This window comes from Actinomadura roseirufa, assembly GCF_900659635.1.
In the GTDB taxonomy this organism is placed as follows: domain Bacteria; phylum Actinomycetota; class Actinomycetes; order Streptosporangiales; family Streptosporangiaceae; genus Spirillospora; species Spirillospora roseirufa.
On record NZ_CAACVB010000002.1, the window covers coordinates 58,944 to 72,648 of the forward strand.

A 13,705-nucleotide genomic window follows, 5' to 3' on the forward strand; every position below is an offset into this window, starting at 1 on the left:
CTCGGGAGACGTGATGGCTGACCTGGCCAAGGAGTACTACCGCAGTAGAACCGATGCGATCATCGAAAGATTCGGGCCGGGGCCCCGGGTTCACTTCCACAACGGTTACATCGAGAAGCCCGGCGTGCCGCCCGAGGCCACTTTGGACGAGCTCCGCGACAGTATGAACGCCTTTCAGGAGAAAATGCTGAAATTCGCGACGGATCACTGGCGTTCCTTCGCCGACCTGTCGGGACGCGTCCTCGACGCGGGGTGCGGGCTGGGCGGCACGAGCATCTGGCTGGCCCAGAACTTCGGCGCCGACGTCACTTCGGTGACCAACGTCGCCGAGCACATCCCGCTGATCAACACCTTCGCCGCCCAAGCCGAGGTGGCCGAGCTGGTGCACCCCCACTGCAGCGACATCCACACATTCGCGGCGGACCCCGGCCGGTACGACGCCGTCGTGGCGCTGGAGGCGTCGTGCTTCTTCGACCGCCACCGCTGGTTCTCCATGCTGAGCTCGATGCTCCGGCCCGGCGGCCACGTTCTGATCGAGGACGTATTCCTCGGTGCCGAACCGGGGTGGAAGAATACCTTCGACGCGACCCATCACACCGATGTGGGGTCCGTCGAGGAATATCATCAGGCCGCCGACGCCGCGGGATTCCGCTTCATCGGCGGCATCGACATCAGCTCGCACATGGCCGACTTCGCCGACTGGACGATCGCCTGGAATGCTCTGAGAGCCACCCAGCCAGGAGCGGATACCGAGGGGCTGAAAAGGGCCATCGAGGCACAGCGGGCACTTCAGCGTGTCACCGGACGCGAAGTCGACGGAATCCGGGGCCAACTCCTCGCCTACGAACTCGCGGCACCCTCTCTCTGACCCGCTCAGGGCTCGAAGGGACCGGTGCCACGCCGCACCGCGGCTTCGAACTCCCGCCGGTGGACCGTCCCGCCGCCGTGGCGGTCCACCCCGAAGCGGCCGGACAGCGCTCAGCCCGTGCCACCCCACGGGCCGTGGTCAGGAGAAGTCGGCCTTGGCCATCAGGGCGAACAGTGCGTCGAGGAACTCGCCGTCCATGAACTTGGGCCATCTGCTTCTTGGTCGGTTCGGGGTCGAGGTCCTCGACGGTAGCGGGCGGCCCGCAAGGACGTCGGGCTGCTCGTCGGCGCCGTCGATGACGGCGCCCGAGGACAGGAACACGATCCGCTGCACACCGGCCTTGGTGGCCGCCTAGATCAGGGCGGTGGTATCCATGCCGTAGGGCAGGGCGAGGAAGACGGCGGTCACCCCGTCCAGCGCGGCGGGGAGCGTCCGGGGGACGGTCAGGTCGGCCTGAACGACCTCGACGCCGTCGGGCAGGGCGGCCTTGCCGGGAGTGCGGGTGAGCGCGCGGACACGGTGACCCTCGGCAGTCAGGTGAGGAGTTCCGCGAGCCGGGCCATCTCGGTGGGTGGGTCTATCACCGGCTGGATGAGGAGTTCGTCAACGCCGGCCTGTTCCAGAGTGCTGATGCGGGCGAGGAGTTCGGCGCGGGTGCCGACGAGGGCCAGGGTGTTCATCAGCGAGGGCAGGACCAGGTCCCGGTCCTGGGGTGCGATGCGTCCGAGGTAGTTGGGGTAGAGCTTGGTGTGCCTGTCCGGCGCGGTGGCGGTGGTGCCACGCCGGTCGAGGAGCCGCTGCACCGCCTCGCGTTCGGCGGGGCCGAGTTGCTCGACGAAGGCGGGCGTGTCGGCGGCGGTGTCGGCGGCGAAGGCCAGCAGCGACAGGACGAGGTGGCCCGTCGCGTCCCGGGCCGCGTCGCGGTGCGGGTCCTCGCCGTCGTCGAGTATGTGCAGTGCGGTGACCACGTAGGAGTTCGCCGGGGAGTCGGGGACGCCGGGCGTGCGGCGGACGTCGTGCAACGCCTGCCACGCGGCGGGGTCCAGCAGGCCGAAGGAGATGAGGCCGGCGCCACGGCGGCCGGCGACGGCGGCGGCCTTCGGTCCCAGCGCGGCCACGACGAACTCGATCGGGTCGGTGGTGTTCACGTGAGCCCCGGCGTGCAGGAACCGGATGTCGCCGCCCCGGTCGCCCTCGCGGTACTCGGTCGAGCGTCCGGCGCACAGGTCTTGCAGTGCGGCGGTGAAGCTCTCCAGCGTGCCCGCCGTGGCCGGCCGCATGCCCAGGGTGCGCCGGGCGGTGTTTCCCGTGCCGACTCCGCAGATGATCCGGCCCGGGGCCAGGGCATTGAGGCCGGCGAACCCGGCGGCCGCGGCCGGGGCCGAGCGCAGCGCCGGTGAGGTCACGCCGATGCCGAGCCTGATGCGGCTGGTGGCCTTCGCGCACAATCCCAGGGCGATGAAGGGGTCACCGTGGACCATCGGGGTGTCGTTGACCCAGAAGCTGTGCAAGCCCAACTCCTCGGCCCGCACGGCGAGGTCCTCCACACCTGGGCGGGCGGTGACCACGACGCCTGTACGCATCAAACCCCCAAAGGCACAAGAACCGAATCGAACTCGCCCAGTCTGACGGCTCTGCGGCTCTGCGCTTATCTCCGCGCGCCAAGGAGTAAGCCGACAGGAGGCAAAGGTGCTTCAGGCGGCGTTTGACCGGTCGTACTGTCGAACCCATTGCCGAGGAGGAGGTCTAATGCGCCGTGTCACCTATTCGATGAGCATGTCGCTTGACGGTTACATCGTCGGGCCGGACGGCGGCTTTGACTGGGAGGTTCCCGGCGAGGACGTCTTCCGCTACTGGATCGATGAGATACGCGAGGTCGGCGTCCACCTGCTGGGGCGACGGCTGTACGAGACGATGTTGTACTGGGAGACCGCCGACCGGGATCGTTCGCTCGACGACTCAGAGCTCGAATGGACCGCGCTGTGGAACCCGCTGCCAAAAGTGGTGTTCTCCACCACGCTGGCGGAGGTTCAGGGCAATGCCCGCCTGGCCTCCGGTGGCCTGGCCGAGGAGATCGAGCGGTTGCGAGCCGAACCGGGGGAGGGCGACATCGCGATCGGCGGTGCGACTCTGGCCGCCGAGGCGGCCGCGTCGGATCTGATCGACGAGTACCGGACCATGGTCTACCCGGTGCTGGTCGGCGGCGGCATCCCGTTCTTCCCGCAGCAGGAGCGCCGGGTGGATCTCGAACTCGTCGAGACCCGCACCTTCAGCTCAAGAGTCGTCTACCTCCGCTACCGCGTGGCGCGTTGAAGTAACCACCGCGACGCGCCCGGCCGTCCCATGTCGCCGCGGCCGGGCGCGGTGCCGTGCGGCGGGTCAGCCGATGGCGACGTAGTAGCCGTCCTTGGCCATGATCCGATTGGCCTTGAGGAAGGCGCTCAAGCGTCCGCCGGCGGCGCTGTTCTGGGCGGCGGGGACCATCGCGCGGGAGAACCCGCGCGGGTCGCCGCCCTCGGCCGTGGAAGCGAACGGATACTCATCACATGTCTGGCCGGGCGGACGGGGCAGGCTCGGCGGGCAGACGGTGCGGCGGTTGCGGGCGATCTGCGCGGCGTCGGTGATGCGGTGCAGAGGGTGCCGGTACCCGTACTGGCCCGGATGGCCGGGCAGGGACGCCTGGGCGGTGGCGATGTGCGAGGCGACCGCGGTCACGGCGGGGTCCGCGCGCTTGAGCGTCCATAGCGCCAGCCCGGCGGGGTGCACGCAGCCGCCCTTGGCGCCCAGGTAGGACGCGCTGTCGCAGCGGACGTCGCCCAGCGGGGTGGCGGTGCGGGAGCCGCCCTGCAGGTCGCGGAACTCCACCTTGATCGCCGCGGTCCTGGTCGCCGATCCGGACAGGCCGGCGGTGAAGTCGAAGGTGCGCCTGGTCCCCGCGACCAGGCCGAACGAGGTCAAGCGCGGCGACAGCGAGCAGCCGCCCTTGCACAGGGGCCGCACCTGGATGACATGGCCCCGGACCGTCCCGCGTGAGGCCACGACGTTGACCGCGACCTTGTGGTGCCAGGTCCGCGAGGTCGCCGACAGCGTCTCGGTCCGCTGAATGCTCACCTCGGCGTGGCCCAGGATCTGGCCGCTGGTGGTGCGCTGCTCCACGACCAGCGCCAGCGGCCGGCACGCCGACAACCGCTCCAGTCCCGCACAGACGGCGGCCGCGCTCGCGGCGCGGGTGGGGGAGCTAATGGTGAGAGTGGGCTCCACCGGCAGGCTCGCCGAGGCCGTGCCCGGCACGAGAACCAGGGCGGCGACAGTCGCGGCGGCCGTGACCACGGCAACGCCGAGACGCAGGGTGGTGCGGCCTGAACGGTGCACCCGAAGTCTGGAATGTGAGGTTGGTGTCACTCGATGAAGGTAAAGGGAAGGTAATGTGCCCGTCCCGGCGATGACCTGCTCCGGACACCCGAGCCGCCGCCACGCCGAAGCGGCGGAGCAGGACGATCCCCCTCCCGCGCTCCGGCCGGAGGAGAGAGGTTCGGCTCCACGGCGCTCAGCCTCCCCTCGACATTCCGCATTGCCGACCCCGGCCGCCCTGGCTTCAGGCGGTCACTCCGTGCGGAGGGCGATGGCGGTGCGGGTGCGAGCCGCCCACCCGGCGGGCAGCAGAGCGCCCGCGGTCGCGATCACCAGTCCGCCCAGGAGCAGCGGGATCACGAGCGGCAGGTCGTAGACCGCCGCGTCGACGGCCGGAATGTCGGTTCCCGCGGCGTGGCCCATGATCGGAAGGACGACACCGTGGACGGCGACGCCGATGGGAACACCGATCACGCCGGCGATGAGACCGACACCCGCCACGGACGTGATGACCATGGCCGTCGTCTGCCGCGGCGACATGCCGAGCGCCTTGAGAACTCCGAGATCGCGCACTCGTTCGCGAGTGTCGAGGACGGCGGTGTTGAGCACCCCGAGACCGGCGACGGAGAGCAGGAGAACGGTGAGGGCGCCGGCCAGAGCGTCCATGGAGACCACGGTGTCGCTGAGCTTGTTGCTGTTGCGGGTCGCCGAGACGCCGAGCGGCTCCAGGTCCCGGTTCGCCGCCTCGATGTAGTCGTCACGGTCGACGCCCGGCTTCAGGCGGACGTTGAACCGGTACGAGAGAGGGTCTATCCGCGGCTGTAGCGGGGCGATCGACGTCCGGTCGAGCACGATGAGCATGCCCTCCTGGCGGACGTCCAGGGCTTCCCCCACGATCTTCACGGTCGATGACCGGGATCCGTTGACGAGCGCGATGCTGTCGCCGATGCGGGTGCCGGTCGCGCGCAGGAAACCGGACGCCGTGACGACCTCGCCCGTCCCGTGGAACCAGCGTCCCCGGATCATCTGCCACGACGCCCAGGAGGAGTCCCCCTGATAGGAGATCACCGTGGTCGATCCGGCCAGGCCGGCCACCCCGAGATTCGCCTCGGCGCTGTTGAACCACTGCCCGGTGCCCGGCTGCCGGGTGATCGCGGCGTCGACCTTCTCGGTGTTCACGGCCGAGGTCGGGTCGCCGACCACCACGTCACCCGGAGATCGGAGGTTGATGCCGCTCTGAACGCCGTTGAGGGAGAGCGCCAGACCGATTCCGAACGTGGCGCCGATCGTGCCGACCGCCACGGCGACCGCCATCGTCGCCGATCGACCGGGACGCGCGAACGGGGTGGCCAGGCCGAGCGTCAGCGGGCGGGGGAGAGGGAGCCGCCCGAGCATCCGCCGGGCCACGCGGCCCCGGTCGCGACTCGGTGTGCGGCCCATGGTGATGGCCTCGACGGTGCGCAGGTTCCCCGCTCGGCGAGCCGGAACCCAGGCGCCGGCGGCGATGGTGAGAAGGGCCACGGCCGCGACGAGGACGTCCACCCATGGGGCGATGCCGGCTCGGCCGACGCCGTACACCTCTGCCGTGTCGCCCAGCACAGGGATCGCCACGAGGTTTCCGAAGACCAGACCGAGCAGGGTTCCCGCGCCACCGGGGATGAGAGCCTGCCCCAGGTGAGCCCGCACCACCTGACCGGGCGTGAATCCGAGCGACTTGAGGATTCCGATGCGGCGTGTGCCGGCCGCCACCGCGCCGCCCACGACGATCCCGATGACAAGGATCGACATGATGAGACCGAGGATGCCGAACGCCACGATGAAGGGCGCGAACGTCGCCGAGACACGGGTCGCGGCCAGCCGCACTTTCAGCCAGGGCTGCACTCCGACCAGTGACCTCCCGGGTGCCAGGGCGGCGATCGCGGTCCGGTCCGCGTCCATCTGGGCGTGGGTCGACGCCGTCTCGAACCGGTAGAGCATCTGGTAGTCCGCCCGGCTGCCGGGGGCCGTGAGCGAGGGGATCGTCGTCCGCGGGACCCAGGCGTCGGCTGTCTCGCCGGCAGAACGGGCGATGCCGACGACCTTGAACAGCCGGTCGCCCGGCACACCCGGAAAGCGCATGGTGTTGCCCAGGACGAAGGGCTCGTTGTGGGCGCTCATGACGATCTCGCCCGGCTTGGTGGCCCAGCGCCCCTTGGTGAGGGTCAGGTCGTCGACCGGGCCGCCGGGTTGACGACCCACAACGGTCAGGTCCGCCAGCTGGATACCGGGTGGCAGACCCCCATCGGTGTCCACCGGGGTCGGCTTGACCGACACCAGCGGGTAGGGACCGGCGGCGGTCGTGACCTGGCGGGCTCGCGCGGTGGCGGACACTTGGGCCGGGGTGATCTGCGACGAGTCGAAGCGCGCCGACAGGTGGGCGCCGCGCATCCGGTTGAACGCATGGTCGAACGGGCCTTCGGAAGCGACGATGAGACCGGCGGCCAGTACCGCCGCGGTGACCGCGAGCGTGGTCGTGAGGCCCATGACCAGGGTCTGGACGCGACGGCGCCCGACGCCCGCGCGCACGATGGTGCCGAGGCCCCCGGTCATTGGGTGACCGCCGCGCCGTCTCGGACGAGCCGGCCGTCCACGAGTTCGATCGTGCGCGTGGCGCAGCTCGCCGCGAGGCCGGTGTCGTGAGTGACCAGCAGGATGGTCTGCCCGCGTTCGTTGAGCTCACGGATGAGCCGGACGACGCTGCCGGCGGATGCGCGATCCAGCGCACCGGTCGGCTCGTCGGCCAGGATCAGGGGCGGCCGGTTCATGAGCGCACGAGCCAGAGCGACGCGCTGGCGCTCGCCGCCGGACAGGCGTCCCGGGAAGGTGCCCCGGTACTGCTCGATGCCGAGGTCGGCCAGCAGTTCGAGGGCGCGCTCGCGGGCCTTGGCCCGGGGCATGCCGGCCAGTTGGGCGGGCAGCAGCACGTTGTCCTGGACGGTCAGGTCGTCCAGCAGGTTGAAGAACTGGAAGACCATGCCGATCGTCGCCCGCCGGTACTTGGCGGAGCCGGCCTCACCGAGCCGGTCGACACGGACGCCGTCCACGGTCACCGTGCCCTCGTCGGGCCTGTCGAGTCCCGCGATCATGTTGAGCAGGGTCGACTTGCCGCTGCCGGAGGGCCCCAGCACGGCCGGCGCCTCGCCGCGCCGAATTTCCAGGGTGAGGTCGCTCAGCGCTGGATCTCCGGCCTCGTACCGCTTTGTCAGATGACTGATCGAAATGAGGGGGCCGGCCTCGGAGCCGGTCGTCTTCTCCATGGCTCGACGCTAGAAACGGAGCACCGGCCGCCGCGTCGTCCGCGATGTGGAAGCCGGTCCGGGGTCATCCTCAAGGCGTACATCGCTCGGACCGGCCACGTGGTCACGGCGGGTGATGCGTGCCGGCGGGCGCCCTTGCGACACTGTCAAGGTGCACAAGGTCCTTGGCCGATGGAGCGCGAACGTCGCCGCCTTGGGGCGCCCGGGCGGCCCCGCCAAGCCGGTGACCCGCCGCGCCCTCCTGCTGGACGGCGGGCTGGCCTTCCTGGTCGCCGCCCTGATCGCCGCTCGCGCGGGCGCCCACGGTGAAGTGGTCGACTCCACGGCCACCCTCGCCAGTTCGGGGCGGGCCTGGGGGATCGTGACCGGTCTCGCGGTCGCGCTACCCCTCGTGTTCCGGCGGCGGGTTCCACTGACCACGTTCTGGCTGGTCCTGCTCGTGGTGCACTTCGGCCGTCACGACTCGGGGGTGGATCCGACATTCCTGGTGGTGGCCACGGTGATCGCCGCCTACAGCGCAGCGATGCACAGTCCGTACCAGATGCCGGCGATCAGCAGCATCCTGCTCGGCACCGTGGTGCTGCTGGCCGACTACCGGTCCAGTCTGACGTCGGTTCGTCCCGGCATTCTCATGGTCGGATTCTTCGTGCCGGTGGTGCTGGCGGCGGCCACCATCCGCACATGGAGACAGCAGATCCGGGCCCTGGAACTCCAGCAGCGACTCGCCACCCGGCGGGCCGCCGAGGAGGAGAGGGCACGCATCGCCCGCGATCTTCACGACGTCGTCACCCACAACGTGAGCGTGATCGTGATCCAGGCCGGAGCCGCCCGCAAGGTCATGGACAGCCGTCCGGAACTGGCCCGGGAGGCACTTCTCGCCGTCGAGAGCGGTGGCCGGGCCGCCATGACCGAGCTGCGGCACGTCATGGGGCTGCTCACGATGGACGGCGACGAAGCCCGGACCGAGCCGCTCGGCGCGGGTCAGGAGAGCGGGAGCGGGGCCGTGCTCGCACCTCGGCCCGGCCTCGATCAGGTCGCGGACATGGTCGGCCGGGTTCGCGACACCGGCGCGGCCGTGGAACTGCAGGTCAACGGGCCCGTTAGGCCATTATCGCCGGGTGTCGACCTCGCGGCCTACCGGGTGGTTCAGGAGGCGCTCACCAACACCCTGAAGCATGCCTCGGGCTCGCAGGTCACCGTGCTGGTCGAATACCTTCCCGGGACGGTCCGGCTCCGCATCACGAACACCGGCAACGCGAACGGCGCCGAGGACATACAGCGCACCCGCGTGGACGGCATGGGAGGCGGGCACGGCCTCGTCGGGCTTCGAGAGCGCATCGGGATCTACGGAGGAACCTTGGAGACCGAGCACCTGCCGAGCGGCGGCTACCGCCTGGAGGCCCAGATCCCGACGGACGCCGGATGAGCGACGCCCTCCGGGTCGTCATCGCCGACGACCAGGCCCTGGTGCGGACCGGCTTCACCATGATCCTGGTCGCGGACGGCATCGAGGTCGTCGGTCAGGCCGGCGACGGCGAGGAAGCGCTCGAACTCGTTCGCCGGACGAGCCCGGACGTGGTGCTGATGGACATCCGGATGCCGCGGCTCGACGGACTGGAGGCGACCCGCCGGATCCTCGGGCGCGACGGCCCGGCCCCGCGCGTCGTCATCCTGACGACCTTCGACCTCGACCAGTACGTGTACGCCGCGATGGCCGCGGGCGCGAGCGGGTTCCTGCTCAAGGACGTGTCGCCGGAACAGCTGGTCGCGGCGGTGCGGCTGGTGCGGACCGGCGATGCCCTGCTCGCACCGATGATCACCCGTCGGCTCATCCAGCGCTATGCCCGGCGGGACCGCCGGTCCTTTGCCCTCCCCGAGGATCTGTCCGCGCTGACGGCCCGGGAACTGGAGGTCTTGACGGTCCTGGCCCGGGGCCGGAACAACGCCGAGATCGCGCAGACCCTGCAGCTCAGCGAGACGACCGTGAAGACGCACGTCACCCGGATCCTGGGCAAGCTGAATCTACGGGACCGGGCCCAGGCGATCGTCCTGGCCTACGAAGTAGGGCTCATAACGCCGGGCTCGGAGGTCTGAGACGACCTCTCATGGACGTACTCGGTCAGGGCTGAGACGGTCGGGCGATCGTTGCTCAGCCGGTGGGGGTGGCCCAGTTGAGTTCGTAGCCCGATCGTTGGAGAGCTATCGCCGTTTCTTGCATGTCGTCCTCGCGGAGCTCGCGCCACGTGCGGAGGAGAGTGGTGATCGGTTCGGGAAGCGGCCCGTCATGGGTCCGCTGCGAAGTCTCCCAGCGGAGGCTGATGGTGGGCACGCCGTTCACGACCCGTCCGGTCGGGACGGCTTCGAAGGGGTGCCGGTACAGAGTGTGCCGGTTGAATTGCGCGTCGAGCAGCATCAGCGCCCTGGGGGCCAGGCCCGTCACCTGATCAAGCGCGGTCAAGAGATCGAGGTTCTCCCACAGGATCACGAGCCGGGTCATCTTCATCACCGACGGTAATGCGCCCAGGTTGCCAATCGCGGTGGCGGCGTCCTGGCCGCGGTAGAACATTCGGCAGATCACGAACCCGACGTAGGAGTGCTCCATGTCCTCGGCGAGCATATGGACCTGAGGTCGGGGAATCGCTCCGGTGGCGTGAAGCTCAGCTTTGCTCGCCTCGATCAGGATACGTGGCAGTTCTGAGGTGATGTCGGGCACGAGATCAATTCTCCCTTCATTTCCGCCGGCGCGTCAGCCGAAGCGCGGATTGATTCAGATGCCGATGTGGATATGGCTCGCCCAGAGGGAGGGCTGCCGCGGGTGCTTTCGGCGCATGCCGCTCAGGGCGTCGCGGAGTGCGGCGGGCGCGCGGCGGGGATCGGGGCGGCCGTGGGTGAGCCCGGTGTAGACGAGCTCGGCGATCGTGGTGGCCGCGGCGTCGTCCACGGCCCAGAGGGTGCCGATGACCTGGGGGTATCCGGCCAGGTGGAAGGCGGACGCCAGGTGGACGACCTCGTCGGCCAGATCGGTCGTCGAAACCGCGCTGTCGCAGGCGGAGAGATAGGCCAGCGCTGCGGAGCCGAGGCGCAGGCGGGAGATGGCGGCCGCGGTGAGCGGACGCCGCTCATGGTCGTGGAGCCGGAGGTGACCGTTGGACGGGCTGGCGGTGGTGACCGCATGGCAGGCGAAATGCGCCCACGCACTGTGCTGGAGCGCGGCGGTGACGGTTTCGCTGGTGGCTTCCGGCCCGATGAGCACGTGCGGATCCGGTGCCCGTTCGGCGACGAGAGTGGATTCACGGAAGGCCCCGGGAAGGGCGGAGGCATTGGGGGTTTCCGGCATTCCGACGACGAGCGTCCGAGTGGACGGCCCACCGCTGGCCGTCGTCCGGGCATGGGCCAGCGCGCGAATGGACGGCGTATAGGAGCAGACCGCTCGGACGAGCATCGATTCGCCGGTCGCCTCGTCCCCGGCAGCGTGCAGTGGGAGAAAGCCGAGCAGGCCCGTCGGAATCCACCACATTCGCTGGTCGGGCGCGGGATCAACGATGTCGAGGACGGGAACGCAGATGTTCTCCCACACCCACGACAGGGTTTCCGAGAGGACCCGCTCTCCGCGTTCTTTCGCACTGCGGTACGGGGATCTGCAGTCGGTCTCCAGCGCGGTCAGGAAGCGGTTCACATGTCCGCGGACGGTGGCGGGGGTGAGCTGCGGCAATGACCGCAGCCGGAGGCCGCTGCCGGTGAGGATCAGCGCGTCGCTGCGGTAAGCGCTGACGTTGACGACGACGATGGGGCCCTGGCCGGCTTGGACGAAGAGTTCCGCGGCCCTGGGCGGAAGCAGGAAACGGTCCATGCCCGGCAGCGCGCGGGCGGCGGCGATGACCGTCTCCAGTTCGTCGGCCAATTCCCGGCGGCCGTTCGGCTGTTCGCCCTCATCCTTCTCCAGCCACGTACTGAGCCATTCGAAGCGGTCCGCCAGCCGAGGATCCCGGTCCCGTAGCGCGGACATGTCGGTTCGGATGTCCAGCGCCTGCGCCATCAGCACGGTCCGGCCGAGTTCGAGCAGTTCCAGCGCCCGGTCGGGAGCGTTCATCTCCACCGCCAGCGCGGCGGCGTCGCTCGCCAGACCCCCGTACTGGCCGAGCCAGTGCTCGGAGTCGTGGCGGTGGAGGCTCCGCGCGGCGAGCAGCGGCAGCAGCTCGACGGCGGTGGCGTAGCCGTCGAGGGCGAGTTCGGTCCGGCCGTCGGCCGCCGCGATGTCCCCCCAGCGGCGAGCGGCGTCCACGCGGCCCCGCACCGATGATGTCGGGTCCGCCGCCGACTCCCGGAACAGCTCGATCGCCTCGGACAGTGCGGCTCGGTCACCGAGACTTTCGTGACGTGTCCGGTGTATCTCCGCCAGGATCTGCAGGAACGCACCGCGATTCGGGTGGTCGCGGGCGACGGAGTTCAACGCGTCGCGGGCCAGTCCGGCGGCCTCGTCCAGAAGGCCGGGATCGGCCGTGTGGGAGCTTCTGTGATGAAGGGCTTCAGCCAGGGCGGACGTCACCGCGGGACGACCCGGGTGCTCGGCGGAAACTCCGGCGAGAGCCCCCCGCAGGAGGGTCTCCGCCGCGTCCAGCTCGGCCGTGTCCGAGGTCAGCGCGTAGCGCATGTGGTGAATCTGGCTGAGGTTCGCCAGGTGGTTGATCCGGAAGGGGTGCCCCGCCGGGACGACCTTGACGGCGTCCCGCGCCACGGCGTACGCCTCGTCGAGCGCGGCCTCGTCGCCGGTGCGGTCGAACAGGGCGCGCAACATCCCGGAGAGGTTCAGCTGGTAGAGCGCGCGGTCCGCGTGGTCGCGGGGCGCCACCGCCAGGGCGCGTCGCTGAGCGAGGCCGGCCTCGCGCAGCGATTCCAGTTCGCCCGTCCGCCAGTAGCGGGCCTCCAGCGTGCGTCCAAGGTTGGTCAGCCTGGCGGCGAGCATCCAGCCGGACGAGGTCGTTTCCGCGGTCGCCGACCGGCCCAGCTCGACGGCCTCGTTGAGCACGGCGAGGTCGCCGGTCCGGCTGTATTCGCTGTACAGCATGACGCCCATGGACATGGCGACGACCTCGCGACGCGGGTCGAGGGCGTCGAGCGCGGCGAACGCCCGGCGGGACGCGGACAGGGCCACGGCCAGGCTTGCGGGGGACCCGTCGGCCAGGAACGACGCGTGCAACGCCCAGGCGAGGTTGGCCAGGCAGGTCCCGTGGTTCGGGTCGCCGTCCGGGATCACGTCCACGGCCTGACGGCCGACGGTGATCGCCTCGCTCAGCGCGGCGGGCTCGCCGGTCTGCTCGTACCAGATCCGCAGGGCGGTGCCCAGCACGTTGAGTCGCTTGGCCGGCATCCCGCCGTCAGGGAACGGCGCGGCATCACGGGCCGCGCGCACCGCCTCCCGTGCGTCGTCGAGGTCGCCGCTGTTCTCGTAGCGCAATTGCAGGACCAGGCTGAAGTCGACCAAGTACAACCCGCGCCGCGGGTCGTGCTCCGGCATCGCGGTCAATACTTCGCGCAGTGCCCGGAACGCGCGTTCGACCGCTTCGGGCTCGCCCGAGGCCAGCGCCGCGCTGACCATATGGTGGACGTTCTCGGAACTGGGCTGAGGGTCGCTGCGGGCGGCCGGGACATAGGTGTAGCCGCCCTCTTGCAGTTCCTTCACGGTGGCCACGAAGTCGTCCGGGAGGAAGTCCCGCCAGATGTCGAGCACTTCGATGATCAGCCCCGGTAGCGCCGGGCGCTCCGCGGTGTGCGGTTCCCCCCACCGAATGTCGAACGACGAACCCGGGCCGGTCCTGGGCTCGAACGGATATCGGGTCACGCTGTAGTCGTCGACTGTGGCGTCGAGGAACATCAACGCGCGCCCTTCCACCAGGTCCGGCGCGCCGAGCGAGATCAGGAGATCGGCCTGCTCCCATACGATCAGGACCCGGTCGGCGGGAAGGGCGGACGGCGGGTGACCGAGCCCGCGCACGGCCCACGCGGCGTCATCGCCCCGATCGAATTCCCGGGCCACCACGCAGCCCGCGTAGGAGAGGCCGGAATCCCCGGTGAACATGTGCAGCTGGGGCCGCGGGACGCCCGCACTCTCGTGCAGGCGCGTCCGGAGGGCCATCAAGACGGACTCGTGAACGGCGGCGACCATCTGAGAAGAGTTCATCGAGCCCGCTAC

At 70.0% G+C, this 13,705-nt stretch carries 12 protein-coding genes; 4 read left to right on the top strand and 8 right to left on the bottom strand.

The genetic code is table 11. The features are described 5' to 3' along the window. The first annotated feature begins 13 nt into the window (after nt 1-13). Nucleotides 14-868 (top strand): SAM-dependent methyltransferase, encoded by an 855-nt coding sequence (locus tag E1291_RS00750; protein WP_131735549.1) that lies wholly within the window; start codon nt 14-16, stop codon nt 866-868. Between the two features lie 138 nt (nt 869-1,006). Here E1291_RS00750 and E1291_RS43635 read toward each other — a convergent pair whose 3' ends face one another. The 3 genes from E1291_RS43635 to E1291_RS00760 are packed head-to-tail and all read right to left on the bottom strand — an operon-like array spanning nt 1,007 to nt 2,451. After that, nucleotides 1,007-1,201: a hypothetical protein gene (locus tag E1291_RS43635; protein WP_165494897.1), complete on the bottom strand. Its 195-nt coding sequence runs from the start codon at nt 1,199-1,201 to the stop codon at nt 1,007-1,009. Between the two features lie 18 nt (nt 1,202-1,219). After that, nucleotides 1,220-1,405: an NAD(P)H-binding protein gene (locus E1291_RS43640; protein ID WP_165494905.1), complete on the bottom strand. Its 186-nt coding sequence runs from the start codon at nt 1,403-1,405 to the stop codon at nt 1,220-1,222. After that, nucleotides 1,402-2,451, bottom strand: a complete 1,050-nt coding sequence (locus E1291_RS00760) for an LLM class flavin-dependent oxidoreductase (protein WP_131735550.1) — start codon at nt 2,449-2,451, stop codon at nt 1,402-1,404. The genes E1291_RS43640 and E1291_RS00760 overlap by 4 nt, the downstream gene beginning before the upstream one ends. Nucleotides 2,452-2,617: 166 nt before the next feature. Here E1291_RS00760 and E1291_RS00765 point away from each other — a divergent pair, with 166 nt between their 5' ends. Continuing rightward, a complete protein-coding gene (locus E1291_RS00765) occupies nt 2,618-3,181 on the top strand; it encodes a dihydrofolate reductase family protein (protein WP_131735551.1) in 564 nt (187 codons plus the stop codon). 66 nt (nt 3,182-3,247) lie between these two features. Here the strand turns inward: E1291_RS00765 and E1291_RS00770 are convergent, their stop codons facing one another. From E1291_RS00770 to E1291_RS00780, 3 genes are all read right to left on the bottom strand, one after another. Further along, entirely contained in the window at nt 3,248-4,240 is a 993-nt protein-coding gene (locus E1291_RS00770) for a NucA/NucB deoxyribonuclease domain-containing protein (protein WP_165494898.1), read from the bottom strand. 231 nt (nt 4,241-4,471) lie between these two features. Next, a complete protein-coding gene (locus tag E1291_RS00775) occupies nt 4,472-6,808 on the bottom strand; it encodes an ABC transporter permease (protein WP_131735553.1) in 2,337 nt (778 codons plus the stop codon). Beyond that, a complete protein-coding gene (locus E1291_RS00780) occupies nt 6,805-7,515 on the bottom strand; it encodes an ABC transporter ATP-binding protein (RefSeq protein WP_131735554.1) in 711 nt (236 codons plus the stop codon). Before E1291_RS00780 ends, E1291_RS00775 begins: the two co-directional genes overlap by 4 nt. A 151-nt stretch (nt 7,516-7,666) precedes the next feature. Between E1291_RS00780 and E1291_RS00785 the strand changes: the two genes are divergently transcribed. Both E1291_RS00785 and E1291_RS00790 read left to right on the top strand, forming a co-directional pair. Then, a complete protein-coding gene (locus E1291_RS00785; RefSeq protein WP_165494899.1) occupies nt 7,667-8,941 on the top strand; it encodes a sensor histidine kinase in 1,275 nt (424 codons plus the stop codon). Further along, on the top strand, nt 8,938-9,609 hold the full coding sequence (locus E1291_RS00790) for a response regulator transcription factor (protein WP_131735556.1): 672 nt from the start codon (nt 8,938-8,940) through the stop codon (nt 9,607-9,609). The genes E1291_RS00785 and E1291_RS00790 overlap by 4 nt, the downstream gene beginning before the upstream one ends. Nucleotides 9,610-9,664: 55 nt before the next feature. Here E1291_RS00790 and E1291_RS00795 read toward each other — a convergent pair whose 3' ends face one another. Together E1291_RS00795 and E1291_RS00800 are read right to left on the bottom strand one after the other, a co-directional pair. Beyond that, entirely contained in the window at nt 9,665-10,228 is a 564-nt protein-coding gene (locus E1291_RS00795; RefSeq protein ID WP_131735557.1) for a hypothetical protein, read from the bottom strand. Between the two features lie 54 nt (nt 10,229-10,282). Further along, nucleotides 10,283-13,693 carry a CHAT domain-containing protein gene (locus tag E1291_RS00800; protein WP_165494900.1) on the bottom strand — a complete coding sequence of 1,137 codons (3,411 nt, stop codon included), beginning with the start codon at nt 13,691-13,693 and terminating at the stop codon, nt 10,283-10,285. Nucleotides 13,694-13,705 lie beyond the last annotated feature (12 nt).

What these genes read in the sequence shown, in the direction of transcription:
- E1291_RS00750 (WP_131735549.1), top strand. Translation starts at nt 14, where the DNA reads ATGGCTGACCTGGCCAAGGAGTACTACCGCAGTAGAACCGATGCGATC.
- E1291_RS00760 (WP_131735550.1), bottom strand. Translation starts at nt 2,451, where the DNA reads ATGCGTACAGGCGTCGTGGTCACCGCCCGCCCAGGTGTGGAGGACCTC.
- E1291_RS00765 (WP_131735551.1), top strand. Translation starts at nt 2,618, where the DNA reads ATGCGCCGTGTCACCTATTCGATGAGCATGTCGCTTGACGGTTACATC.
- E1291_RS00775 (WP_131735553.1), bottom strand. Translation starts at nt 6,808, where the DNA reads ATGACCGGGGGCCTCGGCACCATCGTGCGCGCGGGCGTCGGGCGCCGT.
- E1291_RS00780 (WP_131735554.1), bottom strand. Translation starts at nt 7,515, where the DNA reads ATGGAGAAGACGACCGGCTCCGAGGCCGGCCCCCTCATTTCGATCAGT.
- E1291_RS00790 (WP_131735556.1), top strand. Translation starts at nt 8,938, where the DNA reads ATGAGCGACGCCCTCCGGGTCGTCATCGCCGACGACCAGGCCCTGGTG.
- E1291_RS00800 (WP_165494900.1), bottom strand. Translation starts at nt 13,693, where the DNA reads ATGAACTCTTCTCAGATGGTCGCCGCCGTTCACGAGTCCGTCTTGATG.